Annotated in this window: 16 protein-coding genes; 12 read left to right on the top strand and 4 right to left on the bottom strand. The window is 72.5% G+C overall.

What is annotated here, in order from left to right:
- Positions 1-89 precede the first annotated feature (89 nt).
- The 4 genes from AB0K14_RS25395 (at position 90) to AB0K14_RS25380 (ending at position 5,428) form a co-directional block, all read left to right on the top strand.
- Positions 90-1,124, top strand: coding sequence for a medium chain dehydrogenase/reductase family protein (locus tag AB0K14_RS25395; RefSeq protein ID WP_360456200.1), 1,035 nt, complete (start codon positions 90-92; stop codon positions 1,122-1,124).
- A gap of 86 nt (positions 1,125-1,210) precedes the next feature.
- Entirely contained in the window at positions 1,211-2,080 is an 870-nt protein-coding gene (locus AB0K14_RS25390; protein ID WP_360456016.1) for an LLM class F420-dependent oxidoreductase, read from the top strand.
- A 152-nt stretch (positions 2,081-2,232) separates the two neighbouring features.
- Complete coding sequence (gene argS / locus AB0K14_RS25385; protein ID WP_360456013.1) at positions 2,233-4,005, top strand: arginine--tRNA ligase; 1,773 nt, start codon at positions 2,233-2,235, stop codon at positions 4,003-4,005.
- Between the two features lie 205 nt (positions 4,006-4,210).
- Complete coding sequence (locus AB0K14_RS25380; RefSeq protein WP_360456010.1) at positions 4,211-5,428, top strand: GAF domain-containing SpoIIE family protein phosphatase; 1,218 nt, start codon at positions 4,211-4,213, stop codon at positions 5,426-5,428.
- Positions 5,429-5,705: 277 nt separating this feature from the next.
- Here AB0K14_RS25380 and AB0K14_RS25375 read toward each other — a convergent pair whose 3' ends face one another.
- Positions 5,706-7,433 carry an alpha-glucosidase gene (locus AB0K14_RS25375; RefSeq protein WP_360456007.1) on the bottom strand — a complete coding sequence of 576 codons (1,728 nt, stop codon included), beginning with the start codon at positions 7,431-7,433 and terminating at the stop codon, positions 5,706-5,708.
- A 723-nt stretch (positions 7,434-8,156) separates the two neighbouring features.
- On the opposite strand from AB0K14_RS25375, the gene AB0K14_RS25370 reads away from it, so the two are divergent.
- Complete coding sequence (locus AB0K14_RS25370; RefSeq protein WP_360456005.1) at positions 8,157-10,475, top strand: ATP-binding protein; 2,319 nt, start codon at positions 8,157-8,159, stop codon at positions 10,473-10,475.
- A gap of 9 nt (positions 10,476-10,484) precedes the next feature.
- Here AB0K14_RS25370 and AB0K14_RS25365 read toward each other — a convergent pair whose 3' ends face one another.
- On the bottom strand, positions 10,485-11,186 hold the full coding sequence (locus tag AB0K14_RS25365; RefSeq protein ID WP_360456197.1) for a GNAT family N-acetyltransferase: 702 nt from the start codon (positions 11,184-11,186) through the stop codon (positions 10,485-10,487).
- 182 nt (positions 11,187-11,368) lie between these two features.
- Between AB0K14_RS25365 and AB0K14_RS25360 the strand changes: the two genes are divergently transcribed.
- The 7 genes from AB0K14_RS25360 (at position 11,369) to AB0K14_RS25330 (ending at position 18,080) form a co-directional block, all read left to right on the top strand.
- Positions 11,369-12,586 (top strand): MFS transporter, encoded by a 1,218-nt coding sequence (locus AB0K14_RS25360; protein ID WP_360456002.1) that lies wholly within the window; start codon positions 11,369-11,371, stop codon positions 12,584-12,586.
- Between the two features lie 159 nt (positions 12,587-12,745).
- Positions 12,746-13,768 carry an adenylate cyclase gene (locus tag AB0K14_RS25355; protein WP_360455999.1) on the top strand — a complete coding sequence of 341 codons (1,023 nt, stop codon included), beginning with the start codon at positions 12,746-12,748 and terminating at the stop codon, positions 13,766-13,768.
- A gap of 1 nt (position 13,769) precedes the next feature.
- The gene (locus tag AB0K14_RS25350; RefSeq protein ID WP_360455996.1) at positions 13,770-14,750 is read left to right on the top strand and encodes a hypothetical protein; all 981 of its coding nucleotides are present in this window, start codon (positions 13,770-13,772) and stop codon (positions 14,748-14,750) included.
- Entirely contained in the window at positions 14,750-15,985 is a 1,236-nt protein-coding gene (locus tag AB0K14_RS25345; RefSeq protein ID WP_360455993.1) for an adenylosuccinate synthetase, read from the top strand. The genes AB0K14_RS25350 and AB0K14_RS25345 overlap by 1 nt, the downstream gene beginning before the upstream one ends.
- Positions 15,986-16,003: 18 nt before the next feature.
- Positions 16,004-16,639, top strand: a complete 636-nt coding sequence (locus AB0K14_RS25340) for an NUDIX hydrolase (RefSeq protein WP_360455990.1) — start codon at positions 16,004-16,006, stop codon at positions 16,637-16,639.
- A 128-nt stretch (positions 16,640-16,767) separates the two neighbouring features.
- Positions 16,768-17,211 (top strand): PRC-barrel domain containing protein, encoded by a 444-nt coding sequence (locus AB0K14_RS25335; protein WP_360455987.1) that lies wholly within the window; start codon positions 16,768-16,770, stop codon positions 17,209-17,211.
- A 173-nt stretch (positions 17,212-17,384) separates the two neighbouring features.
- Complete coding sequence (locus tag AB0K14_RS25330) at positions 17,385-18,080, top strand: winged helix-turn-helix transcriptional regulator (protein WP_360455984.1); 696 nt, start codon at positions 17,385-17,387, stop codon at positions 18,078-18,080.
- A 135-nt stretch (positions 18,081-18,215) separates the two neighbouring features.
- Here AB0K14_RS25330 and AB0K14_RS25325 read toward each other — a convergent pair whose 3' ends face one another.
- Entirely contained in the window at positions 18,216-19,346 is a 1,131-nt protein-coding gene (locus AB0K14_RS25325) for an SDR family NAD(P)-dependent oxidoreductase (protein WP_360455981.1), read from the bottom strand.
- A 6-nt stretch (positions 19,347-19,352) separates the two neighbouring features.
- A complete protein-coding gene (locus AB0K14_RS25320) occupies positions 19,353-20,651 on the bottom strand; it encodes an AarF/UbiB family protein (RefSeq protein ID WP_360455978.1) in 1,299 nt (432 codons plus the stop codon).
- Positions 20,652-20,660: the final 9 nt, after the last annotated feature.

Here is a 20,660-nt window from a genome sequence, read left to right as displayed (position 1 = left end):
GGACACGCCTGCCTGTTTGACAAAAGTCGACCGGGAGCGTTCACTCGGCCAGGTAATGAGTGACTGACCACTCACACTTGGAGGACGAGATGGCGCACTCCCCCGAACAGGTCCTGGAAGTCGTGCTGCCCGGTGTGGTCGAGCCCGAGGGGCTGCGGTTGCGCCGCCGCGAACGGCCCGTCCCGGCGCGGGGCCAGGCGCTGGTCCGGGTCGAGGCGTCGGGGGTGTCGTTCGCCGAGCAGCAGATGCGCCGCGCCAAGTACTACGACCAGCCGGCGTTCCCGTTCGTGCCCGGTTACGACCTGGTCGGAACGGTGGCCGAGGTCGGGCCGGGGGTGGACGCGGCGCTGGTCGGCGGGCGGTTCGCCGCGTTGACCAAGGTCGGCGGCTGGGCCAGCCACGCGCTGGTGGAGGCGGCGGACCTGGTGCCGGTGCCCGCCGGCGTCGACCCGGCCGAGGCGGAGACGTTCGTGGTCAACGGCCTGACCGCGTGGCGGATGCTGCACGACGTCGCGAAGGTCTCCGCCGGTCAGACCGTGCTGGTGCACGGCGCGAACGGCGGCGTCGGCTCCACCCTGGTGCAGCTGGCCCGGCTGGCCGGCGCACGGGTCGTCGGCACCGCCTCGCCCCGCCACCACGACGCGGTGCGCGCGCTCGGCGCCACCCCGGTCGACTACCGCGACGCCGACCTGCCCGCCAGGGTGCGCGAACTCGCCCCGGGCGGCGTCGACGCGGTGTTCGACCACGTCGGCGGCCCCGGCATCGTCGAGTCCCACCGGCTGCTCGCGCCGCGCGGCACGCTCGTCGCCTACGGCACCGCGTCCACCCGCGACCGGCGGGGCTCGTCACGGCTGCCGGTGCTGAAGCTGTTCGTCCGCCTGCTGTGGTGGAACGCGCTGCCCGACGGCCGCACGGCGAGGTTCTTCGACATCTGGGCGGGCAAGCGCGACGCGGCGCGGTTCCGCGCCCGCCTGACCCGCGACCTGGGCGCGGTCCTCGCGCTGCTCGCCGACGGTTCGCTCCGCGCGCAGGTGGCCGCCCGCGTGCCGCTGGAGCAGGTCGCGGACGCGGTCCGGCTGGCCGAGTCGGGCACGGTCGCGGGCAAGGTCGTGCTGATCCCCTGACCCGCGCCGCGTCTTGACCTGGAGCGCGCTCCAGCCGTTAGCGTCGCGCCGGTCGGTGGCCGAGCAGGTGGAGAACGGAGCGCGACGTGCGGCTGGGCGTGCACATCACCCGGTTCAACCAGGGTGCGGAACGACTCGGTCCCGAGCTGGCGGCGGCCTGCGCGGCGGCCGAGGCGGCCGGGGTCGGGTGGCTGTCGGTCATGGACCACTACTTCCAGATGGAGCACAACGGCGGTCCCGAGGACCCGATGCTGGAGTGCTACACGACGCTGGGGTTCCTGGCCGCGCACACCTCCACGATCCGGCTCGGCGCGCTCGTCACGGGCGTCACCTACCGCCACCCGGGTCTGCTGGCGAAGATCGTCACCACGCTGGACGTGTTGTCGGGCGGTCGCACGACGTTGGGTGTCGGCGCGGCCTGGTACGAGCGCGAGCACGAGGGGCTGGGCGTGCCGTTCCCGCCGTTGGGCGAGCGCTTCGAGCGGCTGGAGGAGGCGCTGCGGATCTGCCTGCAGATGTGGGACCCGCTGGACGACGGCCCGTTCGACGGTGTGCACTACCGGCTGGCCGAGACGCTGTGCGTGCCCGCGCCGCTGAGCAGCCCGCACCCGGAGGTCATGATCGGCGGCAACGGCGAGCGGAAGACCCTGCGGCTGGTCGCCCGCTACGCCGACGCCTGCAACCTCCTGCTCCGGTCACCCGCCGAGGTGCCGCACAAGCTCGACGTGCTGCGCCGCCACTGCGACGACCTGGGCCGCGACTACGACTCGATCCGCAAGACGGTGGCGCACCTCGCCGACGTGCCGGACGACGCCGACGGCCTGACCGAGGCCGTCGCCGCCTACGCGGACCTCGGTGTCGACACGGTGATCCTGCTCTCGCCGGACGGTGACCTGGCGGACTGGATCGCGCGCGTGGTCGCCCCGGCCGCCGACCGCCTGGCGGGACCGGGCTGACGGGTCGCCGCCGGTCCGGTGCGGACCGTCGGGATCGCACCGGCCCGTGTCGGGCACGTGGTGGTCGCCGTGCGCGTGGTGTCCGTGCCCCCGGGCGTCGGGGCGAGCGGCACCTGGAACAATCACCTTCCCACGAAGGGGGTTGTGTGCAGGTGAGTGTCGACCACCAGGTTGTGCCGTCGCTGTCGGAACGGATCGCCGCGACCATGTCGGAGGCGATCGGCAGGGTCCGCGAGGACCTGGTGGGCGCGGACCCGGTGGTGCGACGATCCGATCGTGCCGACTTCCAGTGCAACGCCGCGTTGGCACTGGCCAAGCGCGTCGGTGTCAGGCCGGCCGACCTGGCCGCGGACATCGTGGCCGCGCTCGACGTCGACGACCACGCGGTGATCGCCTCGGTGGAGAGGTCCGGGCCGGGTTTCCTCAACGTCACCGTGACCGGTGGTGCGGTCTGGGAGCAGGTGGCCGCCCGACTGGCGGACCCCCGTCTGGGTGTCGGTGCGCACGAGCGGGGACGCCGGGTGGTGGTGGACTACTCCGCGCCCAACATCGCCAAGGAGATGCACGTCGGGCACCTGCGCACGACGATCATCGGCGACAGCCTCGCCCGCGTGGTGGGGTTCCTCGGCGCGGACGTGCTGCGGCAGAACCACCTGGGCGACTTCGGCACCCAGTTCGGGATGTTGATCCAGTACCTCGACGAGCACCCCGAGGCGGCGTGGCACCAGGACGAGCTGGGCGAGGGCACCTCGGCGGTGTCGGCACTGGACGCCCTGTACCGGTCGGCGCGCGCGAAGTTCGACGCGGACCCGGACTTCGCCGACCGGTCCCGGTCGCGGGTGGTCGCGCTGCAGTCCGGTGACCCGGCGACGGTCGCGGTCTGGCAGGACATCGTCGCCGAGTCCGAGCGGTCGTTCAGCGCGATCTACGCGCGGTTGACGGTGCTGCTGACGCCGGAGGACTCGGTCGGCGAGTCGTTCTACAACCCGATGCTGGGCGACACGGTCGAGGAGTTGGTCGAGGCGGGTCTCGCGGTGGAGAGCGACGGGGCGCTCGTCTTCTACTCCGACGAGGTGACCGGCCCCGAGGGCAGGCCGGTCACGCTGATGGTCCGCAAACGCGACGGCGGGTACGGCTACGACACCACCGACCTGGCCACGATCCGCTACCGCCTGCGCGACCTCAAGGCGAACCGGCTGATCTACGTCACGGACTCGCGTCAGTCGCTGCACTTCCACCTGGTCTTCGAGGCGGCCCGCCGTGCCGGTTGGCTCACCGACAGCGTCACCGCCGAACACGCCGCCTACGGCACGATCCTCGGTCCGGACGGGACGCCGTTCAAGACCAGGGCGGGTGGCACGGTCCGCCTGATGGACCTGCTCGACGACGCGGTGTCGCGTGCGCGTGCGATCGTCGCCGAGAAGAACCCGGGCCTCGACGCGGCCGAGCTCGACCGGATCGCCGAGTCGGCGGGCATCGGCGCGGTCAAGTACGCCGACCTGTCGACCTCGCGGGTGAAGGACTACTCCTTCGACGTCGACCGCATGGTCTCCTTCACCGGCAACACCGGGGTGTACCTGCAGTACGCCCACGCCCGCATCAGGTCGATCCTGCGCAACGCGGGCGATCACGGGACGACGGTCGACGACACCGTCGCGCCGCAGCCGGCCGAGCGGGAACTCGCCTTGGCCCTCGACGCCTACGGCTCGGTCGTCACGGAGGTCGCGGCCACCCTGGAACCGCACCGGCTCTGCGGCTACCTCTACGAACTGGCCCGCGCGTTCACGACGTTCTACGAAGCGTGTCCGGTCCTCAAGGCCGACGAACCCGTGCGCGGCAACCGGCTGGCCCTGTGCCGTCTGACGGCGCGGACGCTCGGCGACGGGCTGGGTCTGCTGGGCATCGCGGCGCCGGAACGGATGTAGTCCGACCGCGCTCGCCGCCTTGGCAGGAGGTGGTGCCCGTCTCGGCGGGGACGCCCGATCGACGAGGCCCTCGGTGGAGCCGGCGCGCGTGCCGTACTACGGTCACGGTAACGCCCAGCTGTTCCGCGCCGGCTCGCATGGCCCTCGTCACGCGGTCGTGCTGTCCTTTGGGTGCGCGTCGGCGTGTCGGGAACGGAGTGGGTCGATGACGGATGTCCGGCGGTTGGCTCGGCGTCTGCAGGTGCTGGAGGCGATCACCGACAGCGCGCTGCGCGAGCTGGACCTCGACAAGCTGTTCGAGGTGTTGTTGCAGCAGGTGCGGACGTTGTTCGCGGTCGACACCGCCACCGTGCTGCTGGTGGACCACAGCGGCGGGCAGTTGGTGGCCAGGGCGACCACCGGCCTGGAGGAAGAGGTGCTCCAGGGCGTGCGGGTGCCGGTGGGTTCGGGTTTCGCCGGCACGGTCGCGCACCGCCGTGAGCCGTTGCAGATCGACCACGTCGACCCCTCCACCGTGGTCAACCCGCTGCTGTGGGAGCGCGGTCTGCGGGTCCTGCTCGGCGTGCCGATGGTCGCCGAGGACGAGCTGATCGGTGTGCTCCACATCGGCAGCACGAGTTCGCGCCGATTCGTCGACGAGGACGTCGAGCTGCTCCAGCTCGCCGCCGACCGGTTGGCGACGGCGGCGCACCTGCACCGCTCGCGGTCCGAGCTGGCGGCGGCGGCCCTGTTGCAGGACAGCCTCCTGCCCGGCCGGCTGCCCACCACGTCCGACTGGGAGTTCGCGGCCCGGTACGTGCCGGGGGCCGGCAGCGGCGTGGGCGGCGACTGGTACGACGTGTTCGAACTGCCCGGCGACCGCATGGGCGTGGTCATCGGCGACGTGGTCGGCAGCGGTCTGCCCGCCGCCGTCGTCATGGGTCGACTGCGCAGTGCCCTGCGGGCCTACGCGCTGGAGTTCGACGATCCGGCGGAGGTGCTCGGCAAGCTCGACCGCAAGGCCAGCCACTTCGAGCGCAGCACGATGGCCACGGTCGCCTACGCCGTGATCGACACCATCACCGCCCGCGTCGACCTGGCGCTGGCCGGCCAGCTGCCGCCGGTGCTGGCCCTCCCCGGCGAGGCCGCGCGCCTCGTCCGCCCGCCGCTCGGGCCGCCCATCGGGCTCGACCTCGCCGTCACCGGCCGCGAGGGCACGACCTTCGACCTGCCGCCCGGCGGGTTGCTGGCGTTCTACACCGACGGGCTGGTCGAACGCCGTGACGTCGACCTCGACAGCCGGCTGGACCAGCTGTGCCGGCAGGTGACACCGGCGACCGCGGAGTCGGCGTGCGCCCGGATCATGGCGGACCTGGTCGGCAACCAGCCGGCCAGCGACGACATCGCCCTGCTGGTGACCCGCCACCGCCCCGAGGCCGGCTGACCGGTCAGGGGCGGGACGACGGCGGGCAACCGGCCGGGATCGGCGGCAGGCCGCGGTCCGCGTGCCACGACGCGGGCTGTGCCGGGCGAGGTGGGCCGTCCACCTCCGACGACCCACCTCGCCCGTCGATCCCCCTTGCGCCCCCCGCTCGCCACTCTGCACGGTCGGCCGTGCAAGCCGGTTGCGCAATCCTGCAATCCGCAGGTCCGCGGGGGTGCGCGGGTGGGGCGACGCCCGCCCGGCCGGCGGCTTGCGGTCGGCCGGGCGGGGGTCGTGGTCACCGCGTGAAGACCAGCGCCTCCCACGGTCGCAGGTCCACCCGGCCGGGCGAGACCAGCGCTTCCTCGGTGTTGGCCAGGACGACGTGGGCGGCGGACCACTCGCGGTCCAGTTCGGCGGTCTGCGGTGTGCCGCCGAGGTTGGCCACGACGAGCAGGCGGGTGTCGTCCAGGGTGCGTTCGTAGGCGTAGACGTGCGGGTGGTCGGGCAGCAGCATGCGGAAGTCGCCCAGGGCCACGACCGGGAGCCGGTGGCGCAGGTCGATGAGCCTGCGGTAGTGGTTGAACACCGAGCGCGGGTCGTCGTACTGGGCCTGGGCGTTGAGCCAGGTGTGGTTGGGGTTGACCGCGAGCCACGGCTCGCCGGCGGTGAACCCGGCGTTGCGGGTCGCGTCCCACTGCACGGGGGTGCGGGCGTTGTCGCGGCCCATCGCGCGCAGGCCGCGCAGCACCGATTCGGGGTCGCCGCCGGCGGCGACCGATTCGCGGTAGTGGTTGAGCGATTCGACGTCGCGCATCTCGTGCACGCCGGCGAACGGCGCGTTGGTCATCCCCAGTTCCTCGCCCTGGTAGACGAACGGGGTGCCGCGGTGCAGGTGCAGCACGGTGGCCAGCGCGGTCGCGGACTCGCGCCAGCACTCGCCGTCGTCGCCGAACCGGGACACCACGCGGGGTTGGTCGTGGTTGTTCCAGTACAGGCTGTTCCAGCCGACCTCGCCCAGCGCGGTCTGCCACCGGCCCAGCGACGCCTTCAGGTCGCGCAGGTCCAGCGGCTTCGGGTCGAACTTGCCGCCCGGTCCCTGGTCCAGCCAGACGTGCTCGAACTGGAACACCATGTCGAGCTCGCGCCGTGCCGGGTCGGTGAAAAGCCTGGCCTGCTCCCACGTCACGCCCGGCATCTCCCCGACCGTCAGGTACTCGCCGGGCCTGCCCTCGAACACCTCGCGGTGCATCTCCTGGAGGAAGTCGTGCACACCGGGGCGGGTGGCGACGTGCGGGAAGCCGTCGCCGAGGCCACCGACGCCGGTGGTGGCGCCGTCGGGCAGGTCCGGGTCTTTGGAGATCAGGTTGATGACATCCATCCGGAAGCCGTCCACGCCCCGGTCCAGCCACCACCGCATCATCTCGTAGACCGCGTGCCGGACCTCCGGGTTCTCCCAGTTCAGGTCCGGCTGCTTGCGGTCGAACAGGTGCAGGTAGTACTCCCCCGTCGCCTCGTCCAACGTCCAGGCGGATCCCGAGAAGAACGAACCCCAGTTCGTCGGCTCCGCTCCGGGCTGCCCGGCCTCGAACCCGTCACGCGCCGGACGCCACCAGTACCAGTCCCGCTTCGGGTTGTCCTTCGACGAACGGGACTCCACGAACCACGGGTGCTCGTCGGAGGTGTGGTTGACCACCAGGTCCATCACCAACTTCATGCCCCGCGCGTGCACCTCGGCGAGCAGGCGGTCGAAGTCCTCCAGCGTGCCGAACACCGGGTCGATCGCCTGGTAGTCCGAGATGTCGTAACCGTTGTCGGCCTGCGGCGACGCGTACACCGGCGACAACCAGACCACGTCCACACCCAGGCGCTCCAGGTGGTCCAACCGCGCCGCGACACCGTTGAGGTCACCCACACCGTCGCCGTCGGAATCGGCGAAGCTGCGCGGGTACACCTGGTAGACCACCGTCGAGGTCCACCACGGCGCGGTCGTGGTCGGGGTCGCGCGGGTCTGGTCGAGAGCCATGTTCCATCCTCACCCGGTTCGTCGGACTTCCTCCCAGTCCACCACTGCGCGCACCGGGCCGCACCCGAGGGTGGGACACCGGGTTCGGTCCCGGCGCCGGAACACCGGAAGTAACGTCCTATGTGGACTGTCAGTGGGGTCGCCGGCGGGGACCGCACGACCAGGGTGTCCAGCGGCACGCCGAACGACACCCAGGCCGCCGGCCGCACCGGTCCGGCCGGCGGCAGGACGGCCGGCGGTGTCCGACCTGCTGCCGGCGCAGTACGCGGTCGGCCGCCCGGCACGTGGCGAGGGCGTCGGAGGTGGCGGCCGACACCGCGCCCCGTGCCGGGCGGTGTGGTGTCCGGCCGCCCCCGAAGGGGAGGTCGGGAAGATCGCCACCAGGTGCGCCACGGCCGACCCGGGTCGCCGACGCCGGAGCGAGCGGGGTTCACCGGTGGTCGCGCAGGTGCTGCGCGGGCCGGTCCCACTACCGGGTGAATCGCGTGACGCACGTCGTGCCGGGGCGCGGTCCAGACCCTGTGGATTCCCTTCCGTCCCAGGTCGGTGACCTCCGACGGCCCGGGTCCGCGTGGTCGCGGGCAGAGCGTGCCCGCGCCGACACCGTCGGTTAGCATCTGGCCGGCCGGTTGATACACCAGCCGCTCAGGTCATTGGCAAGTGCGAGGCCTGTCCGGTGCCGTGGACGTCGTCTCGCCTGTGACGCCGGGGAGGCGTTCGGACGTGGTCGAGTGGTCGGCGCGACGGTTGTTCCCCGGTGACGACGCGACGAGCGCCGCGCACCGGGCGCACGACTGGGCGTCCACCCCGCTGGGGCCGGTGGAGCGCTGGCCGGTCGAGCTGCGCGCGGCGATCCGCACCGTGATGCCGTCGAGGGTGCCGATGCTGCTGTGGTGGGGGCCGCGGTTGGTGCAGATCTTCAACCACGCCTACACCCCGGTGCTGGGCGGGAAGTACCCGAGTGCGATCGGCCAGCCGGGCGCCGAGTGCTGGGCCGAGGTGTGGGACGAGCTGGTGCCGCTGGCGCGGCAGGCGTCGGCCGGCGTGTCGACGTACTCGGAGAACCAGCTGCTGTTCCTGCACCGGCACGGCTACCTGGAGGAGACCTACTGGACGTTCTCCTACAGCCCGGTGCACGCCGAGGACGGCACGGTGGCGGGGATCTTCGTGGCGACCACGGACGTGACCGCGCGGGTGCTGGGCGAGCGCCGGCTGGAGACGTTGCGGCAGCTCGGCACCCTGTCGATCGTCGAGGCGGACACAGCCGCGGACGCCTGCCGCGCGGCGGTGAAGGTGTTGGCGGGCAGTTCGGCGGACCTGCCGCGGGTGGCCGCGTACCTGCGCGCCGGTGACGGGGAGCCGGCGCTGGTCGCGTCCACCGGTGACGGCGCGGACGCCTCGTCGGAGGTGGTGGGTCGGGTGGCGGCGACCGGGCGGGCGGAGATGATCGGGTCGGACGGGACCCTGGTGCTGCCGTTGACGGCGGGCGCGGGCGGCACGCACGGCGCGTTGGTGGTGGGGTTGAGCCCGTTCCGGAGTTTCGACCAGCCGTACGCCTCGTTCGTGGACCTGGTGACGGCGGGCGTGGCCACGGCGGTGGACAACACGGTCGCCTACGAGGCGCAGCGCGCCCGGGCCGTGGCGTCCGCGGAGTCGGACGCGGCGAAGACGCGGTTGTTCCAGAACATCAGCCACGAGTTCCGCACGCCGTTGACGCTGCTGCTCGCGCCGTTGAGCACGTTGCTGGAGGAGCACGCCGACGCGCTGCCCGCCGGTCAGCGGGAAGCGGTGTCGGCCGCGCACCGGGCGGCGCTGCGGCTGCGCCGCCTGGTCGACACGCTGCTCGACGTGGCCCGCGCCGATCACCCGCACCTGAGGTTGGAGCCGACCGACGTGGCGGCGTTGACCGCGGACTGCGCCGCGATGTTCCGCGCCGCGGCCGAGGAGCTGGGCCTGGACCTGGTGGTCGACGTGTCGGGTGGGGTTGTGTGGCTGGACCAGGAGATGTGGGCGCGGATCGTGCTCAACCTGCTGTCCAACGCGGTCAAGTTCACCACCGACGGCACGGTCGCGGTCACGTTGCGCACGACGGGCGACAGCTGCGTGCTGACGGTCGCCGACACGGGCGTGGGCATCCCGGAGGCCGAGCAGGGCCGCGTGTTCGAGCGGTTCCACCGGGTTGACGGCGTCACCGGTCGCAGCCGTGAGGGCGTGGGCATCGGCCTGTCGCTGGTCGCGGACCTGGCGGCGGCGTTGGGCGGCGCCGTGTCCGTGCGCAGCACCCCGGGCCGGGGCAGCACGTTCACCGTCACCGTGCCGCGGGTGGGTGCCGCCGAGGCCGCCCGCCGGATGGCGCCGCACGACCTCGGCGCGAGCTTCCTGGGCGAGGCCCGGCAGTGGGCGCCGCCGGTGGCGCCCGAGCCGGTGGCGGGCGAGGCGCGGCGGCGCATCCTGCTGGTCGAGGACAACGCCGACCTGCGCGACTACCTGACCCGGCTGCTGTCCGCGCAGCACTGGCTGGTAGGCGCGGTCGGCGACGCCGAGACGGCGTTGGCGCACGCCCGCACGGCGCGGCCGGACCTGGTGCTCAGCGACGTGATGCTGCCCGGCCGCGACGGTCTGGCGCTGCTGGGCGACCTGCGGTCCGACCCCGTGCTGTGCCGGGTGCCGGTGGTGCTGCTGACCGCCAGGGCGGGCACCGAGTCGGCGGTCGAGGGGTTGCGCCACGGCGCGGACGACTACGTGGTCAAGCCGTTCCACCCGGCCGAGCTGATCGCCCGCGCCAGGGTCCACCTGGAGCTGTCGAGCTTCCGCGAAGCCCTGCTGGCCGAGGGCGAACGCGAGGCGAGCACGCTGCGCGAGGCGTTGGCCAGCCGCAGCACGACCAGCCAGGCGGTGGGCATCCTGATGGCGCTGCACCGCTGCGACGCCGACGCCGCGTTCCGGCGGATCACCGGGATGTCGCAGCGCCGCAACGTCAAGGCCCGCGACATCGCCGCCGAGCTCGTCACCCGGTTCGTGGCCGGCCTGCCGCAGGGGTGAAGCGCCGCGTCAGGCGTGCACGTTCGCCGCGGCGGGCACGCGCAGCAGCACGATGACGAACCGCTTGCGCAGCCGGAAGCCCAGCGACTCGTACAGCCGGATCGCGGAGGTGTTGGTGGCGGAGGCGTGCATCAGGGCCTGCTCACCGCGGGCCCGGATGCCCGCCGTCACCGCGAGCACCAGCCGGGTCGCCAGTCCGCCGCCCCGGTGGGCGGGATCGGTGCACACGGCGCTGATCTCGGTCCACCCGGGCGGGTGCAGGCGTTCGCCCGCCATCGCGACCAGCGCGCCGTCCCGCCGGATGCCGAGGTAGGTGCCCAGCTCGACGGTCCGCGGCCGGAACGGGCCCGGCTGGGTGCGCTCGACCAGCTCCAGCATCTCCGGCACGTCGGCGACGCCGAGCCGGACCGCCTCCGCGTCCTCCGCGTCCTCGGCGACCCGCACGCCGTCGTCCACCAGCTGCACCGCGTCGAACCGCTCGACGACCTCCCAGTCGGCGGGCGGCGTGTGCGGCGTGGTGATCGGCACGATCGCCCCCGGCCCGGCCAGCGCGGCGACGTCGGACCACACGCCGGCGTCCGGCCGGTCGGGCAGCGCCGCGAACGTCGCCACGTCCGGGTCGTAGCGCAGCGCCTGCCCGTGCCGTTGCGCGAAGCGGGCGTGCGGCCCGGTCAACGAGGTCCAGGCCGGGTTGTCCAACGGCGAGGCCATGCGCGGTTCCCCCAGGTAGTTCTCGCGGTAGTTCGTGATCGACCGAATCATGCGTGCCGCCGGGCCGGTCTGTCCACCGCCCCGCCACCCCCGCCCCGTCCACTCCGGGCGGATTCCGTTCTGGGCTGAACCGGTGACGATCGCGGTGCCCCGGGAGGGTGGGCTCGCTACTGTGCGCCACCATGGCACGTGCACTGGGACCCGACTTCACCAAGCTGTGGTTCGCCTCGGCGGTGTCCAACATCGGCGACGGCATGACGTTGGCCGCCGGTCCCCTGCTGCTGGCCTCGCTCACCGACGACCCGGCCCTGGTGGCCGGCGCGGTGTTCGCCCAGCAACTGCCGTGGCTGCTGTTCTCGCTGCTCAGCGGCGTGGTCGTGGACCGGTTCGACCGGCGCAGGCTCGCCGTCGCGGCGAACGTCGCCCGCGGCGCGGTGGTCGGCGGGCTCGCCGTCGCCATCTGGACCGGGAACGCCGCGGTGCCGGTCGTCTACGCCTGCCTGTTCCTGCTCGGCGTGGGCGAGACGATCGCCGACAACGCCTCGTCCGCCCTGCTGCCCTCGGTCGTCGCCCGGGACCACCTGCCGCGCGCCAACTCGCGCCTGATGGCCACGCACATCCTCGGCAACCAGATGCTCGCGCCACCGGTCGGCGCGGCGTTGTTCGTGATCGCCGCCGCGGTGCCGTTCGGCCTGGACGCGGCCAGCTTCCTGATCGCCGCCGCGCTCCTCGCGACGCTGCGCGGCGTCCCGGAGCAGGCGACGGTCGTGCGCCGCACGGTGCGCGCGGAGATCGGCGAAGGGCTGAGGTGGCTGTGGCACCACGAGGTGTTGCGGACGCTCGCCCTGTGCCTGTGCCTGATGAACCTCACGCTCATGGGCGTGGTGTCGATCCTGGTGCTCTACTCCGGCGAACGGCTCGGCCTCGCCCCCACGTGGTTCGGCCTGCTCTTCAGCACGATCGCGGTGGGCGGCGTGCTCGGCACGGCGGTCGCGAGCCGGTTGATCGACCGGTTCGGGCCGACCGCGCTGCTGCGGGTCGGCCTGGTGGTCGAGGCGGGCACCCACCTGGGGTTGGCGCTGGCCCGCTCCGTCTGGGTGGCGGGCGCCGTCCTCGTGGTGTTCGGCGTGCACGCGGTGGTGTGGAGCGTGATCACGCAATCGGTGCGGCAGCGCGAGGTGCCCGACGAACTGCGCGGCCGGGTCGGCAGCGCCTTCTTCCTGCTCAGCACCGGCGGGTCCGCGTTGGGCGCGCTGGTCGGCGGCGCACTGGCCCGCCAGTTCGGCATCACCACGCCGTTCTGGTTCGCGGTCGTGGTGGTGGCGGGCGTGGCCGTGGTCGCGTGGCGGCCGTTCGCGGCGGCGACCGTGGCGCACCGCTCGGCCACCGCCACGAGCTGATCACGCCACCGCGCCGTCCTCCAGGCGCAGGCGGCCGCCGCTGAACCCGCCCGCGGTGCGCGAGGCAGACCTTGTTCCCCGCGATCACCCGAGACCGACCGGCGGAGCCGCACCCGCGAAGTGACCGGCGTCACACGGTATTCCACGCCGATCACCGGTTTGAGTCGTATAGACTCAAACTATGTTCACCAGGGACGAAGCGCTCGAAAGGTCGAACGGGCGGGCTCGGCGACCGACCTCTTCGGCCCCGTCGACCCGGCCCGGCACAAGCAGGCACAACAGCTCTACCGACACCTCGCCACCGCCTTGCACCCGGACCGCGTCGACGCGCACGACACCAGGGCGCACGCCGCCGCGGCCGAGCTGAACCGCCTCCACCACGAGTGGCGCCACGCCACCCCCGTCGACCTGCACACCGACCGCACCACCTACCGACTCACCCAGCGGCACGCCGTCGGCAGCGTCACCAACCTCTACCGCACCGACGGCCCACACGTCGTCAAGGTCGTCCGCAACCCCGCGCTCAACCCCCTCCTGCACGCCGAGTGGGACGCCCTGCGCCGACTCGCCCGCTTCACCGACCAGCACCGCTGGCTCCGCCCCTACTACCCCCACCTGGTCGACACCTCCGGCGACGTCACCCGCGGCTCACGCGCCTTCACCGTGCTCGCACCACTCGTCGACGGCTTCGTCACACTCGCCGACATCCGACGCGCCCACCCACGAGGCCTCGACGGCCGCGACTACGCGTGGATGCACCGCAGACTGCTCCGAGCCATCGCCGGCGCACACCGCACCGGCCTCGTGCACGGCGCCATCACCGCCGACAACGTCCTGGTCCACCCCCGCGAACACGGGATCGTGCTGGCCGGCTGGACGTTCGCCGTCACCGCGGGCGAACGACTCCTGGCCACCGACAAGACCACCCACTACCCACCGGAAGTCCACCGCGGACAACCCGTCACCCCCGCCACCGACATCCACATGGCACACACGCTCATGCTGGAACTGCTGGCGCACAACGAAACCGCACAACGCAGGTTCGCCCACGGGTGCACGCAGGACGACCCCGACCGACGACCCGACGCCGTCGACCTGCTCACCGAGTACGACGACCTCCTCCACGAACTGCACGGCGAACGAACCTTCCGCCCCTTCGCAACACCGAGAACAGGAGCCTGACATGGGACACGGCAAGTGGGACGACAACGCCTACGCGGCAGCCAAGACCTTCCGCGCCGCCAAGGGCATCGACGACTTCGGCTACACCGCCACGATGCGCAACCGCCCCTCCGGCGAGTGGAAGGCCGACCCCTCACTCGACCCCAAGCACGTCACCGCACGCGAGTGCCGCGACTCACCCGACCACGCCGACTCGACCCCGATCGCGGTCCTGTTCGACGTCACCGGCTCCATGGGCCGCGTACCCCAGATCATGCAGCGCAAGCTCGGCAAGCTGCACGGCCTGCTGCAGCGCAAGGGCTACCTCACCGACCCCCAACTGATGTTCGGCGGCATCGGCGACGCCGACAGCGACCGCGTCCCACTCCAGATCGGACAGTTCGAATCCGACAACCGGATGGACGAACAACTCCGCACCATCTTCCTCGAAGGCAACGGCGGCGGCCAGAAGAGCGAGTCCTACGAACTCGCCGCCTACTTCGTGGCACGCCACGTCACCACCGACGCCTGGCAGAAACGCGGCCGCAAGGGCTACCTCTTCCTCATCGGCGACGAACTCAACAAGCCCCGACTCGAAGCACGGCACATCCGCCGCATCATCGGCGACGACATCCACCAGGACATCGACCCCGCCTCGATCTACCGCGAACTCAGCCGCAAGTGGCACGTCTACTTCGTACTGCCCAACCAGTCGTCCTACTACAACGACCCCCAGATCGCCGACCACTGGCGCGACCTGCTCGGCCAGCACTTCCTCAAGCTCGACGACCCCGGCGCCGTCTGCGAACTCATCGCCGCCACCATCGGCATGGAAGAACGCGTCGTCGACCTCGACCAGGCCATGGTCGACCTCGCCGAGATCGGCTCGGTCACCGAGAGCGCGGCCGTCGGCAAGGCCCTCGTCCACGTCGGGGGCAAGACGGTCGCCACCACCGCCACTCCCCCGCTGCTCGACGGCCCCGACGACGTCACCCTCACGTGATGACCGGCCACATCATCGTCGTCGGACTCGGATTCGGCGACGAGGGCAAAGGCGCCGTGGTCGACGCGCTCTGCCACGACCGACCCGTCACCTCCGTCGTCCGCTTCAACGGCGGCGCACAAGCCGCCCACAACGTCGTCACCGGCGACCACCACCACACCTTCAGCCAGTTCGGGTCCGGCACGCTCACCGGCGTGCCGACCCACCTCTCCCGACACGTCCTGGTCGAACCGATCGCCCTCGCCCGCGAATCACGCGACCTGGCCCGGCTCGGCATCACCGACCCGCTCCGACTGCTGTCCATCGACGCCGACGCCCTGCTCACCACCCCCATCCACGTCGCCGCCAACCGCGCCCGCGAAGACGCCCGCGGAGCCGGCCGACACGGCTCCTGCGGCAGGGGAATCGGCGAAACCGCCTGGTACGGACTCCTCACCGACCGCCACGCCGCACCGGGCGACGTGGTGGAGGACCAGCACGTCCTCGGCACCCCCGGCCCACCACCGACCGTCGGCGACTGCGCCGACCCGACCACCCTGCGCGCCAAGCTCGACACCCTGGCCCGCTTCTACGAACCACTCATAGGCGACGGCACGTCCGTGCACGACCTCGTCTCCCTCTACCGGGACTTCGCCGACGCCGTCCGCATCACGACCGGCGACGAAGTAGGCCGACTCGCCGACCGCGGACGCCTCGTCTTCGAGGGCGCCCAAGGCGTGCTCCTCGACCAACGGCACGGCTTCCACCCGCACACCACCTGGTCCACCGTCACCCCCGACAACGCCCGCGACCTGCTCGGACACCGCCACGCCACGGTCATCGGCGTCACCCGGACCTACCACACCCGACACGGCGCGGGCCCCTTCCCCACCGAGGACCCCCGGGTGCTCGCCCGGTTCCCCGAACGCCACAACGGCACCGGCCACTACCAGGGCGCCTGGCGCGCGGGACACCTCGACGCCGTCCTGCTCCGCCACGCGATCACCGCCTGCGGCGGGGTGGACGCGCTGGCCGTGACGCACCTGGACGCACCCGACCTCCAGGTCGCCACCACCTACGACGCACCCCTGCCGACAACCGACCTCACCGACTTCCTCACCCACCGCACCCCGACCCTCACCGCCATGCCGGACCCCGTCGCCTGGCTGGAGGAACACCTCGGCGTGCCGGTCCTCGTCACCGGCGCCGGACCCGACCGGGCCGACTACGCCCTGCGCACACCGGCGCTCCGGTGAATGCGGGAGAATCGAGCCATGATCGAGTCGACCCCGGTGTCGGTGGACGTGCTGGCCCTGCGCTTCGACCCGGCCGCGCGCACCGTGCTCCTCGGCATCGCACCCCGCGCGCTCGAACCGTTCGCGGGCGAGCTCGCCCTGCCCGGTGTGCTGCTGGGCAAGGGCGAACGCCTGCGCGACGCGGCCCGCCGGGCGGTGACCGGCAAGCTCGGCGTCCCTGAGCAGGCCATCTCCGCCTCCGGCCAGCTGACCACGTTCGACGAACCGTCCCGCGACCCGCGCGGACCGACGCTGTCGATCGCCCTGTGGACCACCATCGACCCCGCCCGGCTCACCGGTGACGGTCCGACCTGGACCGCGCTCGCCGGGGTACCGCCGCTGGCGTTCGACCACGACCGCATCGTGCGCGACTGCCGCCCGATCCTCGCCGGCCTCCTGTGGCGGGACACCGCGTTCACCGCCGGCCTGCTGGGCCGTGAGTTCACCACCGCGCAAGCCCTCGACGTCACCGAATCCCTCACCGGCGACCGGCCCTACCCCGCCAACCTCGGCCGCACCATGGAACGCGTGCCCGGTCTGGAACGCACCGCCGACCACGCCGCCGCCCTCCCCAAGGGCGGACGACCGCCGTCGGTCTGGCGCTGGACCTCGTAGCCCCTGCGGTACCGTTCCACGCCCGGACATCTCTTTTGGTCAGCACTGAAGTCATGGAGTAGATCAAGTGCGTCTCGGCGGCGGTCCGAACGGGTACTCCCCGGTCGTCCACGACCAAGGAGGCCGAGATGCACCCGCTTCCCATCCCGTTCGCGCCGTGGGTGTGGCGCAACGTCGACGAGCTGCTCGACGGGCGCGACACCGACTCCCCCGAGGCCGACGAGGCGACCCGGTCCACCGAGCGCCACGACCGCCCGGACATCGGCCTGCTCGGGTACGAGGTCGAGGCGCTCGACGGCGTGATCGGCGAGGTCGACCAGTCGAACGCCCGCGTGCCCGCCGACTGCCTGCTGGTCGACGCCGGCACCCGGTTGTCGCAGCTGAAGGTCGTGCTGCCGGTCGGCGCCGTCGCGACGGTGGACCACGAGGCCAAGAAGGTCCACGTCGACCGCACCAAGGACCAGGTGCGGCAGGCCCCGGAGTACGACCCGGACACCTTCGACGCCGACGACTACCGCCGACGCCTCGGCGACTACTACACCGAGAGCTACCGCACCACACCGCCCGCCTAGCACCAGGGCCCGACACCGCACCGTTCGCCACATGCGCCGCGTGAGGTGTCGGGCCCTCTCGCGTCCGTCCTCATCCCCGTCGCGCCAGGGAAGCGATGGCAAGTCGGGCGACCACCCGTGCGATGCGGTTGCTATCCTTGCGGGGAGTCATCACAGCTCGCTAGGAGGCGGCGGTGAGCGGCAGACGCGACTACGGGCAGTTCTGCGGCATGGCCGCCGGCCTGAACATCATCGGCGAACGTTGGACCCTCCTCATCGTTCGTGAGCTGCTCATCGGTCCCGTCCGGTTCAGTGAGATGATCGACAACCTGCCCGGGATCGGGCCGAACCTGCTCTCCGAACGACTGAGATCGCTATCAGATCATGGAGTTATCGAGCAGCTTCCCGTGCCGGGAGACGGCCGCGGCAAGCTCTACCAGCTGACCGACGCCGGACGGGAGCTGCGCGGCCCGCTGCTTGCTCTGGCGCGGTGGGGCATGGCGTTCCTGGACGACGAGGACGACGCCGACGCGATGCGTGCGGAGTGGGGTTTCCTCGCGGTCCAGGCCATGATCATCGAGGACCGCGTGCCGGACGTGGACGAGGTCTACGAGTTCCGCGTCGGCGACCAGGCGTTCGCGGTCGAGGTGGTCGACCGCAAGCTCGGCTTCACCAGGGGCAAGGCGGACAGCCCGAACCTGCTCGTCACCTGCGCCCCCGACACGTTCATCCGCATCGGCGCCCGCCTCACCACGCCGTTCGAGGCCCTCGCGACGGGCGGGGTGAAGATCGAGGGCCCGACCGACGTGATCCAGCGCTGCGTGCGCATGCTCGGCCTGGCCGACCCGCCACCACCCGCCGCACGCGGATCGGCGGCGAACGCGCGCTAGCGCCGGCCCGGGCGTTCATACGGGACGGGAAGCGGCCGATTCCTCACCGTCCACGGTGCCCGCCGTACCCCTCCTGCCAACCCTGCCGTGGATCGACCACCCGTCGAACCGTCCACAACCTCCAGGTGCGAGCACCTAGTCGAGCCGGATCGCCGCGGCGTGGTCGCGGCCGGAAGGCCAGTGCAGCAGGCGCAGCAGGGCGTCCATGCCCGCGCGCAACGAGATCGGCGTCATCCCCATCCGCCTGGCCTGCGCGACCGCGCCCACCTCGTGCGCCATCCCGGCCCCGCTCCACAGCGACCACTCGGCGACCACGGTCGAGCAGCCCGGCAAGCGGGCCGCTTCCCGGAGCGCGGCACGGCGCAGCAGTTCGTTGGCCAACCCGTACGCGCCCATCTGCCGGTGCGGGTCGCGGGCCGTGATCGAGCCGAACACCACCAGGTGCCGCAGGCGGTCGGCCGGCAGCACGTCGAGGACCGTCCGCAGGCCGGTCACCTTGGCGGCCTGCGCACGGGCGAGGTCGGCCGGTGTGCACCGCCGCACCGCACCGGCCGCCAACGTCCCCGCGCAGTGCACCACCGCACCGATGGGCACGCCGACGTCCGCGAGCGCGCGTGACAGCTCACCTCGATCGGTCACGTCGGCCCGCACCACCACCGCACCGACCGACGCCAACCGCTCCTCCGCCCGGGCGTCCGGCCACGCGGCGTCCACGACCACCGGGCACCACCCGTGCACGTAGGCCAGCACCAACGCGGCGCGCAACCCGAGACCGCGCGCCCCACCGGTGACCAGCACACCGGTCCCGGCCAACGGCCGCCGGGGCGGCAACTCCACCGCCTGGCCGGCAGGACGCGCGATCCGCCCCCGCTCGTCCACGAGGAGGTCCGGGTCGACGGAGTCCACGGCCGCCACGGCGAGGTCGGCGACCTCCCGTGACGGCACCGCGGGCAACTCCACGACCCGCACGGCCAAGCGGGGGTCTTCCAGCGCGGCGACCCGCAGCAGGCTGCCGCCGCCCGCACCCAGGTGCGCCAGGACCAGCGGACCGCCGTGCCGCAGGGCGGACGCGACCCCCTCCAGCAGCAGCGCGTTGTCCGCCGGCCGGAACCGCGACCCGAGCAGCACGGCCGTGCCCGCCTCGCCGCCGTCACGGCGCAGGCGCGACGCCAGCGGGTGCGCGGTCGACCCGACCACGTGCCACCGGTGCGGCACCGCCGGGACCGGCCGCACCGGTTCACCGACGACGATCGACGCCCTGACCACGACCGCCTACCCCCGCAGCACGGTCAACAGCGTCGGGATGGCCTCCGCCTGGAAGTCCACGTCGACGTCGAACTCGTCGATCATCCCTTCCAGCACCAACAGCGACACCAACGGGAACACGAACTCCGGCGCCGCCGAGATCCCCGACCGCCGCTGCGCGTCGAACAGGCGGGTGGCGAACGGCGCGAGGCGGAACCGGCCCGCGGTCTGCCCGTGCGCGGTGGCGACCAGGTCGACGACCGCGCGCCGGAAGCCCTCGACGTCGCTGCCCGGCGGCACGTGCTCGGCACTGCGCAGCACCACCTCGGCGCACTCCTCCGCCCGCCCCAGGGCCATGGCCAGGAAGAACTCCGCGAACAGCTGCCGCACGTCCGGCCCCAACCGCACCACGAACCCGGCGTCCAACAGCACCACGTCACCCGCGCGGGTCAGGTACAGGTTGCCGGGGTGCATGTCGCAGTGCACCTGACCGTCCACGAACAACATCCGGTAGACGCCGTGGAGCACCCGCCGGACGATCTCGCGGCGCTCCTCCTTGGTGAAGTCGTGCGGCCCGAACCGGGTCAGCCCCTCGATGAACTCCATGACCAGCGCACCGTCACCGCTCGCCTCCGGGATCGGCCGGGGTATGACGAAGTACCGGTTCCCGTCGAGGTTGCGGCGCAGGGCGGCCAGCGCGTCGGCCTCCTGGACCAGGTCGAGCTGGCGGCGCACCGCGAACCCGACCTGGTCGACCATCCGCCGCGCCGGCACCTCGCGCAGCCACGGCAACCGCTCGAGCACCCCCGCGCCCAGGCTGAGCAACGCGAAGTCGGCGTGCATCCGCCGGGCGATGCCCGGCCGCCGCAGCTTGACCGCGACCTCGCGCCCGTCCTCCAGCTCGGCCCGGTACACGCACGCGATGCTGCCGCCGGCGCACGGCGTCCGGTCGAACCGCGTGAACGGCCACCGGTCGGGGTACGCACGCGCGAGCGCGTCGGCGGCCTGCGCCCCGGTCATCGGGCGGACGTGGTCGTGCAGCCGTCCCAGGCGGTCGCACCAGGACGGCGGCAGCACGTCCTTGCGGGTGCTGAGCAACTGGCCGCCCTTGACGAAGGTCGGCCCGAGCGCGGTCAACAGCCGGCCCACGCGACGTGCCACCACCGCGCCGTCACGCCCGCCGTCGCGCCGTCGGCCCGGCAACCGCTCGCCGGTCCACTCCACCAGTCCCGCCGCCGCGTGCCAGGACACCGCGCCCGCCCACTGGGCGGACCGCAGGGCGAGGTGGTACCACCGGACGTCGGGTGTGGCCTGACTGATCGTCACGCTGTCCCC

Source organism: Actinosynnema sp. NPDC050801, from assembly GCF_040673975.1.
Lineage (GTDB): Bacteria > Actinomycetota > Actinomycetes > Mycobacteriales > Pseudonocardiaceae > Actinosynnema.
Note: the sequence above shows the minus strand (reverse complement) of the source record. Positions and strands in the feature narration are given on the sequence as shown.

Coding starts and splice junctions, on each gene's coding strand:
- AB0K14_RS25340 (WP_360455990.1), top strand. CDS start 16,004: ATGATCGAGTCGACCCCGGTGTCGGTGGACGTGCTGGCCCTGCGCTTC.
- AB0K14_RS25365 (WP_360456197.1), bottom strand. CDS start 11,186: ATGGCCTCGCCGTTGGACAACCCGGCCTGGACCTCGTTGACCGGGCCG.
- AB0K14_RS25335 (WP_360455987.1), top strand. CDS start 16,768: ATGCACCCGCTTCCCATCCCGTTCGCGCCGTGGGTGTGGCGCAACGTC.
- AB0K14_RS25395 (WP_360456200.1), top strand. CDS start 90: ATGGCGCACTCCCCCGAACAGGTCCTGGAAGTCGTGCTGCCCGGTGTG.
- AB0K14_RS25375 (WP_360456007.1), bottom strand. CDS start 7,433: ATGGCTCTCGACCAGACCCGCGCGACCCCGACCACGACCGCGCCGTGG.
- AB0K14_RS25345 (WP_360455993.1), top strand. CDS start 14,750: ATGACCGGCCACATCATCGTCGTCGGACTCGGATTCGGCGACGAGGGC.
- AB0K14_RS25350 (WP_360455996.1), top strand. CDS start 13,770: ATGGGACACGGCAAGTGGGACGACAACGCCTACGCGGCAGCCAAGACC.
- AB0K14_RS25360 (WP_360456002.1), top strand. CDS start 11,369: ATGGCACGTGCACTGGGACCCGACTTCACCAAGCTGTGGTTCGCCTCG.
- AB0K14_RS25380 (WP_360456010.1), top strand. CDS start 4,211: ATGACGGATGTCCGGCGGTTGGCTCGGCGTCTGCAGGTGCTGGAGGCG.